The following is a 13755-nucleotide window of genomic DNA, read 5'->3' on the forward strand; positions in this document are numbered from 1 at the left end:
TCAGTGAGGGAAGGAGCGGTTGAGCGTACCAACCGGTAGGTTGTCCCGTATGACGCCTGGACACGGCAGTACGGTCGACGGGGTGCTGCGGCGCAGCGCCCGGCGCACCCCGGCGCGCGTCGCGGTCGAGTACGGCGAGCGCTCCTGGACGTACGAGGACCTCGACGACGCCGTCTCCCGCGCGGCGCGACTGCTCCTCGACCAGGGCCTCGACCGGGGCGACCGGGTCGGCGCCTACGGCCACAACTCGGACGCGTATCTGATCGCCTTCCTCGCCTGCGCCCGCGCGGGACTGGTCCATGTGCCGGTCAACCAGAACCTCACCGGTGACGACCTCGCGTACATCCTCGGCCAGTCGGGCAGCACCCTCGTCCTCGCCGACCCCGGTCTCGCCGGGCGCCTCCCCGAGGGCGTCCGCACGCTGCCGCTGCGGGACTCCGGCGACTCCCTGCTGACGCGGCTGGCCGCGACCGACCCGTACGACGGCCCCGAGGCACGCAGCGAGGACCTGGTCCAACTGCTGTACACCTCGGGGACGACGGCCCTGCCGAAGGGCGCGATGATGACCCACCGCGCCCTGGTGCACGAGTACCTGAGCGCGATCACCGCCTGCGACCTGAGCGCCGGCGACCGCCCGGTGCACTCGCTGCCGCTGTACCACTCCGCGCAGATGCACGTCTTCCTGCTGCCCTACCTCGCGGTCGGCGCGACGAACATCATCCTCGACGCACCCGACGGCGACCGCCTCTTCGACCTGGTCGAACAGGGCCGCGCGGACAGCCTGTTCGCGCCGCCCACCGTGTGGATCGCACTGGCCGGCCGCCCCGACTTCGCCACCCGCGACCTCAGCGGACTGCGCAAGGCGTACTACGGCGCCTCGATCATGCCCGTGCCCGTCCTGGAGCGACTGCGCGAACGGCTGCCGAAGCTCGCCTTCTACAACTGCTTCGGACAGAGCGAGATCGGCCCGCTGGCCACCGTCCTCGCGCCCGACGAGCACAAGGGGCGGATGGACTCCTGCGGCCGTACCGTCCTGTTCGTGGACGCGCGGGTCGTGGACGAGGACGGCAAGGACGTGCCGGACGGCACTCCCGGCGAGATCGTCTACCGGTCACCGCAGCTGTGCGAGGGCTACTGGGACAAGCCCGAGGAGACCGAAGCGGCCTTCCGGGACGGCTGGTTCCGCTCCGGCGATCTCGCGGTGCGGGACGCGCACGGCTACTTCACGATCGTCGACCGGGTCAAGGACGTCATCAACTCCGGTGGCGTGCTGGTCGCCTCACGCCAGGTGGAGGACGCGCTCTACACCCACGAGGGCGTCGCCGAGGTCGCCGTGATCGGCCTGCCCGACGAGCGCTGGATCGAGGCGGTCACCGCGGTCGTCGTCCCGCGCGGCGAGGTCACCGAGGCCGAACTCCTCGACCACGCCCGGGAGAAGCTCGCCCACTTCAAGGCGCCCAAGCGGGTGCTGTTCGTGGACGAGCTGCCGCGGAACGCCAGCGGCAAGATCCTCAAGCGGGAGCTGCGGGACCGTTTCTCGTCGTGACGGGCTAGCGGGAACGCAGGTCGACGATCCGGCGGATCTTGCCCACGGACCGCTCCAGGGACTCCGGTTCGACGATCTCGACGCCGACCGACACCCCGATGCCGTCCTTCACTGCCGCCGCGATGGAGCGGGCGGCCGCGTCCCTGGTCTCGGGTGTGGCGTCCGGCCGGGCCTCCGCCCGCACGGTCAGGGCGTCGAGGCGGCCCTCGCGGGTGAGCCGCAGCTGGAAGTGGGGCGCGACGCCCGGGGTGCGCAGGACGATCTCCTCGACCTGCGTGGGGAAGAGGTTCACCCCGCGCAGGATCACCATGTCGTCGCTGCGTCCGGTGACCTTCTCCATCCGCCGGAACACCCGGGCCGTCCCCGGCAGCAGCCGGGTCAGGTCCCGCGTCCGGTACCGGATCACGGGCATCGCCTCCTTGGTGAGCGAGGTGAACACCAGCTCACCCCGCTCACCGTCGGGCAGGACCTCCCCGGTGACCGGGTCGACGATCTCGGGGTAGAAGTGGTCCTCCCACACATGGAGCCCGTCCTTGGTCTCCACGCACTCCTGCGCGACGCCCGGGCCGATCACCTCCGACAGCCCGTAGATGTCCACGGCGTCGATCGCGAACCGCTCCTCGATCTCCCGGCGCATCTCCTCGGTCCAGGGCTCGGCACCGAAGACACCCACCCGCAGGGAGGTGCTCCGCGGGTCGACACCCTGCCGTTCGAACTCGTCGAGCAGCGTCAGCATGTACGACGGGGTCACCATGATGACCCCGGGTTCCAGGTCCTGGATGAGCTGGACCTGGCGTGCCGTCATGCCGCCGGACGCCGGGACGACCGTGCAGCCGAGCCGCTCGGCGCCGTAGTGCGCGCCGAGCCCGCCCGTGAACAGCCCGTATCCGTACGCCACATGGACGACGTCCCCGGGCCGGGCGCCCGCCGCCCGCAGGGAACGGGCCACCATGTCGGCCCACAGGGAGAGGTCGTTCTCGGTGTAGCCCACGACCGTGGGGCGCCCGGTGGTGCCGCTGGAGGCATGGATGCGGCGCACATGGTCCCGGGGCACGGCGAACATCCCGTACGGATAGTTCTCGCGCAGGTCGGCCTTGGTGGTGAACGGGAACCTCGCCAGGTCGCCCAGAGACCGGCAGTCGTCCGGCCGGACACCCGCCTTGTCGAAGGACTCCCGGTAGAACGGCACGTGTTCGTACGCGTGCCGCAGCGACGCCCGCAACCGCTCGAGCTGCAACGCCCGCAGCGCCCCGGCGTCCAGCCGTTCCCCCGAGTCCAGCAGCTCCGCATCCGCCATCGGAACGTCCCTCCAACCACATCATTACGGGCGACCGATCATTCGGTCGATGTGCTGGGGATCAGTAATCCAGGCGAGGCGGCCCGAGGCAAGGGTCCGGCGCGGTGCAACAGTGCCGCCGGACCGCGGACACCGTCAGGGCGGACCGGACGTGCCGCCGGACCTCACTTGGCGAACGCCGTCATGAAGCGGTCGCGGAACTTGTCCATGCCCCACTCCGGCGCGTCGTCGGCGGGCTTGAGGCCGTCCGTCCAGTTCCAGCCGTCGACCCGGTCCAGCACCTTCGGGTCCTTGGCGACGATCGTGACCGGTACGTCCCTGCTGGTGGAGCCCTTGGTGACGGTCGGGACGGGCTGGTGGTCGCCGAGGAAGACCAGGACCGTCCTCTCGTCGCCGTAGCGCTGCATCCACTGGGTCAGGCTGTCCACGGAGTACTGGACGGCCTTGCGGTACTCGGTGCGCACCCGCTCCTGGCTCTTCCAGACCTCCGTCGGGTCGGTGCCCTCCTTCTTGATCTGCTCGAACACCGAACCGTCTCCGAGGTCGTCCCAGTCGATCGTGTGGGCGATCGGCGACCACGGGTTGTGGCTGGAGGCCAGGATGATCTCGGCCATGATCGGGTCGCGGTTCTTCTTGCCGTGCTCCAGCTTCTGGAAGGCCTCCAGGCTGAACTGGTCCGGCACCGGCGTCCAGCTGAAGTAGGGGCCCTTGTAGCCGAGGTGCGTGGAGTCGTAGATGTGGTCGAGGCCGAAGTACTTGCCCTCGGGCCAGGACTTGCGCACACCGGGCACGATGCCGACCGTGCGCCAGTCACCCGTCTTCTGGAAGTAGCTGGTCAGCGTCGCGCGGTCGCTGGAGGTGAGGTTCAGGTAGCGCTGCTGGTTCTTGACCCACAGCCCGGACAGGAACGTCGAGTGGGCCATCCAGCTCCCGGCGCCCGTCACCGGGGACCGCAGCCAGCCGCTGCGCGAGGCGAAACCGGCCGCCTTGAGCGTCGCGTCGCCCTTCTTGAGGGTCGCGTCCATCTCCGGTGCCATCGCCGGGTCGTCGATCGCCACCCGGCCGTAGCTCTCGATGAACGTGAACAGGACGTCCTTGCCGCGCAGTCCGGTCAGGAGCTGGTCGGGCGGGGTGGCGGCGAAGGCGTCGACGGCGGACTGCTTCTCGAAGACCTTGGCGTCGCCCAGCCCGTTGCGCACGTGCTGGACACGGTTGGCGAGGAACTCGGAGTTGCCCTTGGTGGCGAACGAGACCCCGCCGAACTGCACGCCCACCGTGAAGCAGGTGACCCACACCGTGCCGAGCACGAGGGTGGTGCCGACGGCCCTGGGGCGGTGCCGGGACATCACGTCAGCCAGCCGCACCACCGCCCATGTGCTCAGCGCGAGCAGGGCGAGGAACAGGACGATCACCCCGGTCACCGCGAGCACCTCGCCGGTGCGGCCGAACGACTCCCTGAGCCAGTCCGTCGCGTTGCCCAGCATGATCCAGTCGAAGACCAGGTCGAACGGCCTGGCGAGGGTCTGGTAGAAGCCCATGTCGAGGAACTTCAGGACGGTGAACAGGCCGAGGAACAGCCCGAAGAGAACCGCCGCGATCCGGCGCGCCCTCGGCGGCAGCACGAGGAGGACGGCCGCGATGACGATCGCCTCGACGGGCAGACGCAGGAACGACCGCAGGTTCATGTGGTCTAGCCGGTTGGGGAAGAGCAGCACCAGCAGCACCAGCAGACCCGCCAGCACGTTCGTCCCCACGGACACCCCGCGCGCCGCACGGGGACAGCGGAGGCGCCAGCCGAACCAGCCGGGGCGCGCCGGGTTGCCGTGCTCCCCGGCCTCCTGTGTCCTCTCGTCCCCCGTCGCACCCGCACCGTCCGCATCACTCTCGCCCTCGGTGATGTCCTGCGGTTGGCTTGAGCGAGTGAAGAGCGACACCCGGTGGTCCTTCCGTGCGGTCGTGCTGTGACGTGCGGTCGTGCCGGTGCCGTCGGGTTCTGACGCGACGGCATGACGAACAGCGCCCGGTGACCGGGCCTGCCACCACCAGTACGGTCGCACGTCGCGTTCGGTTCAATCGCACGGGGCCGGGTTCCGGCCGTCAGCCCCCGGTCGCGCCCGCCGCCACCTTCTGCGCCCACCGGTAGTCCGCCTTGCCGCTCGGCGACCGGCGGATGGAGTCCGTGATCACGAGCTGGCGCGGCACCTTGTACCCCGCGAGCCGCGTCCGGCAGTGCGTCTGGAGATCGTCCAGCGACATCCGCCCCGCCCCCTGGCGCAACTGCACGACGGCCGCCACGTGGTGGCCCCACTTGGCGTCCGGCACCCCGGCCACGAGCGCGTCGTACACGTCCGGGTGTGCCTTGAGCGCCTTCTCGACCTCCTCCGGGTACACCTTCTCGCCGCCCGTGTTGATGCACTGCGAACCCCGCCCGAGGACCGTGACCACGCCCTCCTCGTCGACGGTGGCCATGTCGCCGAGCAGCACCCACCGCTCCCCGTCCTTCTCGAAGAAGGTGTCGGCGGTTTTCCCCGGGTCGTTGTAGTAGCCGAGCGGCACATGGCCGCACTGCCCCACCCGGCCCACCTCACCCACGGCCACCGGCTCGTGCGTGGCCGGATCGACCACCTGGGTGCGGGAGTTGACCCGCACCCGGAAACCCCGCTCGGGGCCGGAGTCGTCCGTCGCCGTCCCGTTAAAGCCGGACTCGGAGGAGCCGAAGTTGTCGAGCAGCACGGCGTTCGGCACGAGCGCCCGGAACTGCCGGCTCACGGTGTCCGACATGATCGCGCCCGACGAGGACACGCTGAACAGCGACGACATGTCGGTGCCCTTCATCGGCCCCTCCAGGGCGTCGATGAGCGGCCGCAGCATCGCGTCGCCCACCAGGGACATGGCGCTGACCCTCTCCCGCTCGACGGTCCGCAGCACCTCCTCGGGGACGAACCTGCGGTGCAGTACGACCCGTTGGCCGAAGTTGAACCCGATGAGGGCGGTCAGGGTCGAGGTGCCGTGCATCAGCGGGGGAGTGGGGAAGAAGGTGATCCCGGCCCCGCCCGCCGCGACCCGTTCGGCCAGCTCCTCGGGCCGCCGCACCGGCTCGCCCGTGGGAGCGCCCCCGCCCAGACCGGAGAAGAACAGGTCCTCCTGGCGCCACATCACGCCCTTGGGCATCCCGGTGGTGCCGCCGGTGTAGATGATGAACTGGTCGTCGGCCGAACGCTTCGGGAACCCGCGTTGGGGCGATCCGGACGCCTCGGCGTCCGCGAAGTCCACCGCCGCCGGTCCGCCCGGCTGTGCCGCCCCGACCCGGATCAGATGCCGCAGTCGTTCCGTGTGCGGCAGCGCGGCCGCCACCCGCTGCGAGAACTCGGCGTCGAAGACCAGACCCACCAGATCCGCGTCCCGGTAGAGGTAGACCAACTCCTCTTCCACGTAACGGTAGTTGACGTTGACGGGCACGATCCGCGCCTTCATGCACCCGAGCAGCGTCTGCACGTACTCCACTCCGTTGTAGAGGTGCAGTCCGACGTGCTCACCGGCCCGTACCCCGCTGTCGAGCAGATGGTGGCCGATACGGCCGGCCGCGGCGTCCAGTTCCGCGTACGTCAGCCGGCGCTCCGCGCCCGTACCGGGAACGTCGATGTACGCGAGCGCCTCACGGTCCGGCACCACGTCGACGACCGACTCGAACAGGTCGGCAAGGTTGTACTCCACCGTTCCTCCTGAACTGGTCCCGGCCCGGCTCTGCGAGGGTTCGCGGGTCATCAGAGCAAAGGGCGGCCCGACTGGGAAGGGCTCGCGCGAATAAATCTGACTGTCTGTCAGAAAACCCTTGAAGTGCATCGGCGCCTCCTGCAACCTGTTCTCGTTCTGGCAGAGGGGAGAGGTCCATGGGTGGGACGGAACACCTCGACATCCAGCGCGAGGGCGCCACACTGGTGCTCACGCTCAACAGGCCCGAGGCGAAGAACGCGCTCTCGTTGCCGATGCTGGTCGGCCTGTACGACGGCTGGGTGGAGGCGGACGCGGACGACTCGATCCGCTCGGTCGTGTTCACCGGCGCGGGCGGCTCGTTCTGTGCCGGCATGGACCTCAAGGCGCTCGCGGGCAAGGACACCGGCGGCGAGCAGTACCGGGAGCGGCTGACCGCCGACCCCGACCTGCACTGGAAGGCGATGCTGCGCCACCACCGCCCCCGCAAACCGGTCATCGCGGCCGTCGAGGGCCACTGCGTCGCCGGCGGCACCGAGATGCTCCAGGGCACCGACATCCGGGTCGCCGGCGAATCCGCGACCTTCGGCCTCTTCGAGGTCAGGCGCGGTCTGTTCCCGATCGGCGGCTCGACGGTCCGGCTGCAACGCCAGATCCCGCGCACCCACGCCCTGGAGATGCTGCTCACCGGGCGCCCGTACACCGCGCGCGAGGCCGCCGACATCGGTCTCGTCGGGCACGTGGTCCCGGACGGCACGGCGCTCGCCAAGGCCCTGGAGATAGCCGAACTGATCAACGCCTGCGGTCCGTTGGCCGTCGAGGCGGTCAAGGCATCGGTGTACGAGACGGCCGAGATGACCGAGACCGACGGGCTGGCCGCCGAGTTGAAACGGGGCTGGCCGATCTTCGACACCGCCGATGCGAAGGAGGGGGCGCGTGCCTTCGCGGAGAAACGGCCGCCCCGTTACAGGCGAGCGTAGTGCCGCGTGGCGCGGACCAGTCCATGGCCGCGGGTTCGTCGTGGCTGGTCGCGCAGTATCCCGGGCCCCCGAAGGGGCGCCCCCGCACCGACCTCTGAAGGAGTCACGCGCCCATGGCTGACGTACTCAAGGCGCCGCTCGTCGTCGAATTCCCCTTCACCCGTTCCCTCGGGCCCGTGCAGAGCGCCTTCCTGACCGGCCTGCGGGAACGGGTGGTCCTCGGGGTGCGGACCCGTGACGGGCGCACGCTGGTTCCGCCCGTCGAGTACGACCCCGTCACCGCCGAGGAGATCCGCGAGCTGGTCGCCGTCGGTCTCACGGGCACCGTCACCACCTGGGCCTGGAACCACGAGCCCCGGCGCGGCCAGCCCCTGGACACGCCCTTCGCCTGGGTGCTGGTGCGCCTGGACGGCGCCGACACCGCCCTGCTGCACGCCCTCGACGCCCCCGGACCCGACGCCGTCCGCACCGGGATGCGCGTCCGGGTCCGCTGGGCCGGGGAACGCACCGGCGCCATCACCGACATCGCCTGCTTCGAGCCGTACGACGGCGACGACTCCGAAGTCCCCGCCCACCCGGGCGAGTTCGAGGACCCCGTCCGCGGCATCGTCGCCGAGGCCCGCCTCGACTACACCTACTCGCCCGGCCGCGCCCAGACCGCCTACATCAACGCCCTCGCCGAGCACCGGGCCGTCGGCGAGCGCTGCCCGTCCTGCCGCAAGGTGTACGTCCCGCCGAGGGGCGCCTGCCCCACCTGCGGTCTCGCCACGTCGGAACAGGTGGAAGTGGGCCCGGGCGGCACGGTCACCACCTTCTGCATCGTCAACATCAAGGCGAAGAACCTCGACATCGAAGTGCCGTACGTCTACGCCCACATCGCCCTCGACGGCGCCGACCTCGCGCTGCACGGCCGGATCGGCGGCATCCCCTACGACCAGGTCCGCATGGGCCTGCGGGTCGAACCGGTGTGGACCGAGGGCGGCCGCTACCCGGACCACTACCGGCCGACCGGCGAACCCGACGCGGAGTACGACACCTACAAGGAGCTGCTGTGACCCGTGACATCGCGGTCGTCGCGTTCGCCCAGTCCGACACCCTGCGCTCCACCGACGAACTGTCCGAGGTGGAGATGCTCATGCCGGTCCTGCACGACGTCCTCGCGCAGACCGGCCTGAAGACCGCCGACATCGGTTTCACCTGCTCGGGCTCCTGCGACTACCTGGCCGGGCGCGCCTTCTCCTTCACCCTCGCCCTCGACGGCGTGGGCGCCTGGCCGCCCATCTCCGAGTCGCACGTCGAGACGGACGGGGCGTGGGCGCTGTACGAGGCGTGGACCAAACTGCTGTCCGGGGACGCCGACACCGCGCTGGTGTACTCCTACGGCAAGTCCTCACCCGGTTCCCTCCGGGACGTGCTCACCCGGCAGCTCGACCCGTACTACCTCGCCCCGCTGTGGCCCGACTCCGTGGCCCTCGCCGCCCTCCAGGCCCAGGCCCTCATCGACGCGGGCCACACCGACGAGCACGAGCTGGCGGCGATCGGCGCCCGCAGCCGTGCCACCGACAACCCGCGCGCCCAGCTCAAGGGCCCTGTCCCGCACGGGGACTACGTCGTACGGCCGCTGCGCACCGGCGACTGCCCGCCCGTCGGCGACGGGGCGGCCGCCGTGGTCCTCGCGGCGGGGGAGCGGGCCAGGCAGCTGTGCGGGCGCCCCGCCTGGATCCGCGGCATCGACCACCGCATCGAGGCCCACTCGCTCGGGGTCCGCGACCTGACGGACTCACCCTCCACGCGCCTCGCGGCCGAGAAGGCCGGCGTCTTCGAACGACCCGTGGACACCGCCGAGTTGCACGCTCCGTTCACCTCGCAGGAGGTCGTCCTGCGCAAGGCGCTGCGGCTCGACGACTCCACGCGGGTCAACCCGTCCGGCGGCGCCCTCGCCGCCAACCCGATGATGGCCGCCGGTCTCGCCCGCATCGGCGAGGCAGCCGCCCGTGTCCACCGGGGCGAGTCCGACCGTGCCCTCGCCCACGCCACCTCCGGGCCCTGTCTCCAGCAGAACCTGGTCGCCGTACTCGAAGGGGATCCCCGATGAGCAAGGAGCCCGTGGCCGTCGTAGGCATCGGCCAGACCAAGCACGTCGCGGCCCGCCGGGACGTGTCGATCGCCGGGCTCGTCCGGGAGGCCGCTTCGAGGGCCCTGGCAGACGCCGAGCTGACCTGGGCCGACATCGACGCCGTGGTGATCGGCAAGGCGCCCGACTTCTTCGAGGGCGTCATGATGCCGGAGCTGTACCTGGCCGACGCGCTCGGCGCCGTGGGCAAGCCGATGCTGCGAGTGCACACGGCGGGCAGCGTCGGCGGGTCGACGGCCCTGGTCGCCGCGAACCTGGTGGCCGCCCGGGTGCACGCCACCGTCCTGACCCTCGCCTTCGAGAAGCAGTCCGAGTCCAACGCCATGTGGGGCCTGTCCCTGCCGATCCCCTTCCAGCAGCCCCTGCTGGCCGGGGCGGGCGGCTTCTTCGCGCCGCACGTGCGCGCGTACATGCGGCGCACCGGCGCGCCCGACACGGTCGGCTCCCTGGTGGCGTACAAGGACCGCCGCAACGCGCTCAAGAACCCGTACGCGCACCTGCACGAGCACGACATCACCCTGGAGAAGGTCCAGGCCTCGCCCATGCTCTGGGACCCGATCCGCTACTCGGAGACCTGCCCCTCCTCCGACGGCGCCTGCGCCATGGTGCTCACCGACCGGACCGGAGCCGCCCGCGCGCCCCGGCCGCCCGCCTGGATGCTGGGGGGTGCCATGCGCAGCGAGCCCACGCTGTTCGCGGGCAAGGACGCCGTGTCCCCCCAGGCCGGCAAGGACTGCGCGGCCGACGTGTACCGGCAGGCCGGGATCGCCGACCCGCGCCGGGACATCGACGCCGTCGAGATGTACGTGCCGTTCTCCTGGTACGAGCCCATGTGGCTGGAGAACCTCGGCTTCGCCGAGGAGGGCGAGGGCTGGAAGCTCACCGAGGCCGGGGTCACCGAGCTGGACGGGGACCTGCCCGTCAACATGTCGGGCGGTGTCCTGTCCACCAATCCGATCGGCGCCTCCGGCATGATCCGGTTCGCCGAGGCCGCCCTCCAGGCACGCGGACAGGCCGGGGAACACCAGGTGGAGGGCGCCCGCCGGGTGCTGGGACACGCCTACGGCGGCGGATCCCAGTTCTTCTCCATGTGGCTCGTGGGGTCCGAGCCCCCGGATGCCTGAAACGCCTCCTGAAAGGTCCCCCTCACGTGGCCTGTCGGCGGTCGGAGTCGATCGCTAGGCTGGCCGCGGACGAAGCGATCGGGAGGAGCAGGACGTGGCCGAGACCACCATCCAGCAGCAGCCGCTCATGGGCTGGGAGAAGCCGGAGCTGGACCTGAGCAACGCCGACTGGCACTCGAGCAGCCGCGGTCTGGGGGATGTCCAGATCGCCTTCGTCGAGGGGTTCATCGCGATGCGCAACAGCGGCCGCCCGGAGAGCCCTTCCCTGATCTTCACCCCGGCGGAGTGGGGCGCGTTCGTGTCAGGGGCGCGGGAGGGAGAGTTCGACCTCACCTGAGAGCGAGACCTCACCCGCGGGTGAGCACATGGGGGCGGGAACCGACGGGCCGATCCGGCGGTGTTCCTTCCGATTTTCCGGACACGCGACCTTGAGCACCTTCCCGGGGCCGACGCCTGAGCCAGGCTGACCCGAGGAGGGGAAGGGTCGACTTCCGGAAGCGAGGAACACATGAGCACCCTGCCGGTGATCGCCGCGGTGGACGGTTCGGACGACAGCCTGCGCGCCCTGGACTGGGCACTCGACGCGGCCCGTCGACGCGGAGCACCGCTGCGGGTGGTGCATGTCCGGCAGTACGCCGTCTGGGCCCAGCCCGACGTCCTCGTCGCCGGTGCGCCCGACGCGGACGACGATCCCGTCCTCGACCGGGTGCGCACCTATTTGGAGGAGCGCCCCGACCGCACCGACGGCCCCGACCGTCCCGGCCCACCGCGGACGGAGTACCTCGGAGTCGAGGGCGCGCCCGGTGCCGTGCTGCCCGAACTGGGCTCCGGCGCCCAGCTCCTGGTGCTCGGCTCCCGGGGCCGCGGCGGCTTCGCCAGTCTGCTGCTCGGGTCCAACGGCATGGCCGCCGCCCGTGACGCCGAGTGCCCCGTGGTCGTCGTGCCCCGCCCCGGACGCCAGGCCGACGGAGCGGCGCCCGCCGGGCCGGGCCCGCGTGTGGTCGTCGGCCTGCACGTGGACAGCCCCGACGACGCCGCCCTCGACTTCGCGTACACCGAGGCCGGCCTGCGCGGCGCCCGCCTCCGGGTGATCGCCGCCTACCAGTGGCCCCTGCAGGGCTGGGCGACCCCGGGCGAGGTGATCCCGCCGAAGGTCGACCAGGACGCCGTGGAGAACGAGACCCGGGCTCTCGCCGAGGGCTTCCTCGCCCCGCACAGCGCCCGGCACCGCGGAGTCGTGGCCGAGCCGCACGTGCTCCCCGGCGACGCGGCCGGGCATCTGGTCGCGGCCTCCCAGGGCGCCGACCTGGTCGTCGTCGGCCGGCACCGGCGCCGCCTGCTGGCGCCGGCCCGCATGATGGGGTCCGTCACCCAGGCCGTCCTGCTGCACGCGGCGAGCCCGGTGGCGGTGGTGCCGCCCGGGGCGGTGGAGCCGCAGGACCTTCCGGAGGACTGAGCGACGACCGGACCCCTCGGCGGAGCAGGCGGTGCGGCGGCGGCGTGTCAACGCGTGCGTCGGCATCTAGCATCAGCCGCATGCGGGACACGATCGACAGCGACACCCGGCTCGCCCTGGACCTGGCCCTCACCATCCGGCACGACGGTCACGGCGGAGTCGCCGACGACCTGAGCGACCTCGCCGGACTCACCACGTGGGTCGGGGAACACGCCGAGGCGTTGCCGGACGCCCCGGACCTCGTCCTCGACGACAGCGCCCTCGCCGCGGTGCGTGACCTGCGGGCCGCCGTCCGCGCCCTGTTCGCCCGCGCCGTGCGCCCCGGCGCCCCCAGCCCCGCCGACGCGGCACGCCTCCTGCCGGTGCCCGAGGCCCTCGCCCGCCTCAACACGGCCGCCGCCCGCACCCCCACCGTCCCCGTGCTGCGCTGGACCGACGACGCCGAACCCGCCGTGCACCGGCGGCCCGCGGCGCCGGCGACCGACCTCGCGGCCGTGCTCGCGCACGCCGCGATCGCGTTCCTCTCCGGCGCCGACCGGCGACGGCTGCGCGCCTGTCACGCCCCGCGCTGCGTGCGCTACTTCCTGAAGGAACATCCGCGGCAGGAGTGGTGCAAGCCCTCCTGCGGAAACCGCGCCCGGGTGGCACGCCATCATGAACGCCACCGGAGCCAAGTGCAGCGGCCGTGACGTCGGAGGCGGCCGGCGGCAACTCCGGCGCGCGGGCCGAGCCCGGGAGGCGGCCGAACACCTCCACCGGGGCCCCGGCACCGCCGTCCAGTGCGGCGTTAACGCCCTGAACGAGACCGCCCGTGCGGAACAGACGGCGACGCGGCTGTTGTCGGCCGTCTGCCGCAAGCCGGGGACGGACAGCACCGGCCTGCGAACCGTGAGTGATCCCTCGTAGCGGTGCGCGAAACCGGGCGGCCGACCCCCGTGCACCTGCGCCCGCACGACCCCCTGGGCGCCATTACCATGGGCGCATGTCGTTCCTCCGCCGCCGCAGCGCAACCCCCGCCGGTCCAGACTTCGACGTGCTGGCCATGGACCCGGGCGACTGGCCCGGCAACCTCGGCGCGGGTCTCCTGCCCGCCCCCGACGGCACCTGCCAGGGCGTCTTCCTGCGCTACGACCTCTTCGGCGGCCGCGGCCCCGCGATGATCATCGGCAACCTCCCCGAGGGCTCCCCGGCCCGCGAGGTCGGCGAGTGCGAGATCCCCTTCGAGGTGGCCCAGCTCCTGATCGCGCTGGAGAACGACGAGGAGGTCACCGTCACCGACACCGAGGACGTGCCGGTGATGCAGGGCGACAACCTCCTCATCGTGCGCCGTCTCAAGCTGTCCGAGAGCCGGATCTCCTGCGTCCAGTTCGACCGCAGCGACAACGTCCTGGTGACCATCGCCGCCTGGGACCGCCCGATCACGGACGACCTCTACGCCCTCCTCAAGCCGCTGCCCGCGGAGCTGTTCCAGCAGGGCTGAACCTCCACCGACAGCACGCTGTCCGCG

At 71.5% G+C, this 13755-nt stretch carries 12 protein-coding genes; 9 read left to right on the forward strand and 3 right to left on the reverse strand.

The annotated features are described in order from the left end of the window. The first annotated feature begins 49 nt into the window (after nucleotides 1-49). Nucleotides 50-1546, forward strand: coding sequence for an acyl-CoA synthetase (locus tag ACIQJT_RS11740; RefSeq protein ID WP_402642319.1), 1497 nt, complete (start codon nucleotides 50-52; stop codon nucleotides 1544-1546). Between the two features lie 4 nt (nucleotides 1547-1550). Here ACIQJT_RS11740 and paaK read toward each other — a convergent pair whose 3' ends face one another. The 3 genes from paaK to ACIQJT_RS11755 form a co-directional block, all read right to left on the reverse strand. After that, nucleotides 1551-2843, reverse strand: coding sequence for a phenylacetate--CoA ligase PaaK (gene paaK / locus ACIQJT_RS11745; RefSeq protein WP_365449272.1), 1293 nt, complete (start codon nucleotides 2841-2843; stop codon nucleotides 1551-1553). A 164-nt stretch (nucleotides 2844-3007) separates the two neighbouring features. After that, the gene (locus ACIQJT_RS11750) at nucleotides 3008-4597 is read right to left on the reverse strand and encodes a sulfatase (RefSeq protein WP_402642322.1); all 1590 of its coding nucleotides are present in this window, start codon (nucleotides 4595-4597) and stop codon (nucleotides 3008-3010) included. A gap of 343 nt (nucleotides 4598-4940) precedes the next feature. Then, nucleotides 4941-6557 carry an acyl-CoA synthetase gene (locus ACIQJT_RS11755; RefSeq protein WP_402642324.1) on the reverse strand — a complete coding sequence of 539 codons (1617 nt, stop codon included), beginning with the start codon at nucleotides 6555-6557 and terminating at the stop codon, nucleotides 4941-4943. A 176-nt stretch (nucleotides 6558-6733) separates the two neighbouring features. Between ACIQJT_RS11755 and ACIQJT_RS11760 the strand changes: the two genes are divergently transcribed. The 8 genes from ACIQJT_RS11760 to ACIQJT_RS11795 all read left to right on the forward strand — a co-directional run bounded on the left by ACIQJT_RS11760 (nucleotide 6734) and on the right by ACIQJT_RS11795 (nucleotide 13728). Next, nucleotides 6734-7534 (forward strand): crotonase/enoyl-CoA hydratase family protein, encoded by an 801-nt coding sequence (locus ACIQJT_RS11760; protein ID WP_402642327.1) that lies wholly within the window; start codon nucleotides 6734-6736, stop codon nucleotides 7532-7534. 113 nt (nucleotides 7535-7647) lie between these two features. Next, nucleotides 7648-8589 (forward strand): OB-fold domain-containing protein, encoded by a 942-nt coding sequence (locus ACIQJT_RS11765; RefSeq protein ID WP_365449280.1) that lies wholly within the window; start codon nucleotides 7648-7650, stop codon nucleotides 8587-8589. Beyond that, nucleotides 8586-9629 carry a thiolase domain-containing protein gene (locus tag ACIQJT_RS11770; protein ID WP_402642331.1) on the forward strand — a complete coding sequence of 348 codons (1044 nt, stop codon included), beginning with the start codon at nucleotides 8586-8588 and terminating at the stop codon, nucleotides 9627-9629. The genes ACIQJT_RS11765 and ACIQJT_RS11770 overlap by 4 nt, the downstream gene beginning before the upstream one ends. Next, nucleotides 9626-10792 carry a thiolase domain-containing protein gene (locus tag ACIQJT_RS11775; RefSeq protein ID WP_365449284.1) on the forward strand — a complete coding sequence of 389 codons (1167 nt, stop codon included), beginning with the start codon at nucleotides 9626-9628 and terminating at the stop codon, nucleotides 10790-10792. The genes ACIQJT_RS11770 and ACIQJT_RS11775 overlap by 4 nt, the downstream gene beginning before the upstream one ends. Nucleotides 10793-10886: 94 nt before the next feature. Beyond that, nucleotides 10887-11129 carry a DUF397 domain-containing protein gene (locus ACIQJT_RS11780; protein WP_007379863.1) on the forward strand — a complete coding sequence of 81 codons (243 nt, stop codon included), beginning with the start codon at nucleotides 10887-10889 and terminating at the stop codon, nucleotides 11127-11129. 171 nt (nucleotides 11130-11300) lie between these two features. Continuing rightward, entirely contained in the window at nucleotides 11301-12248 is a 948-nt protein-coding gene (locus ACIQJT_RS11785; protein WP_402642335.1) for a universal stress protein, read from the forward strand. A gap of 80 nt (nucleotides 12249-12328) precedes the next feature. Beyond that, on the forward strand, nucleotides 12329-12937 hold the full coding sequence (locus tag ACIQJT_RS11790) for a CGNR zinc finger domain-containing protein (RefSeq protein ID WP_402642337.1): 609 nt from the start codon (nucleotides 12329-12331) through the stop codon (nucleotides 12935-12937). Nucleotides 12938-13230: 293 nt separating this feature from the next. Continuing rightward, on the forward strand, nucleotides 13231-13728 hold the full coding sequence (locus tag ACIQJT_RS11795; protein WP_402642340.1) for a hypothetical protein: 498 nt from the start codon (nucleotides 13231-13233) through the stop codon (nucleotides 13726-13728). The last annotated feature ends 27 nt before the right edge of the window (nucleotides 13729-13755 follow it).

This window comes from Streptomyces sp. NPDC091972, from assembly GCF_044756385.1.
Taxonomy (GTDB): domain Bacteria; phylum Actinomycetota; class Actinomycetes; order Streptomycetales; family Streptomycetaceae; genus Streptomyces.

What these genes read in the sequence shown, in the direction of transcription:
- ACIQJT_RS11785 (WP_402642335.1), top strand. Translation starts at nt 11,301, where the DNA reads ATGAGCACCCTGCCGGTGATCGCCGCGGTGGACGGTTCGGACGACAGC.
- ACIQJT_RS11775 (WP_365449284.1), top strand. Translation starts at nt 9,626, where the DNA reads ATGAGCAAGGAGCCCGTGGCCGTCGTAGGCATCGGCCAGACCAAGCAC.
- paaK (WP_365449272.1), bottom strand. Translation starts at nt 2,843, where the DNA reads ATGGCGGATGCGGAGCTGCTGGACTCGGGGGAACGGCTGGACGCCGGG.
- ACIQJT_RS11795 (WP_402642340.1), top strand. Translation starts at nt 13,231, where the DNA reads ATGTCGTTCCTCCGCCGCCGCAGCGCAACCCCCGCCGGTCCAGACTTC.
- ACIQJT_RS11790 (WP_402642337.1), top strand. Translation starts at nt 12,329, where the DNA reads ATGCGGGACACGATCGACAGCGACACCCGGCTCGCCCTGGACCTGGCC.
- ACIQJT_RS11760 (WP_402642327.1), top strand. Translation starts at nt 6,734, where the DNA reads ATGGGTGGGACGGAACACCTCGACATCCAGCGCGAGGGCGCCACACTG.
- ACIQJT_RS11765 (WP_365449280.1), top strand. Translation starts at nt 7,648, where the DNA reads ATGGCTGACGTACTCAAGGCGCCGCTCGTCGTCGAATTCCCCTTCACC.
- ACIQJT_RS11740 (WP_402642319.1), top strand. Translation starts at nt 50, where the DNA reads ATGACGCCTGGACACGGCAGTACGGTCGACGGGGTGCTGCGGCGCAGC.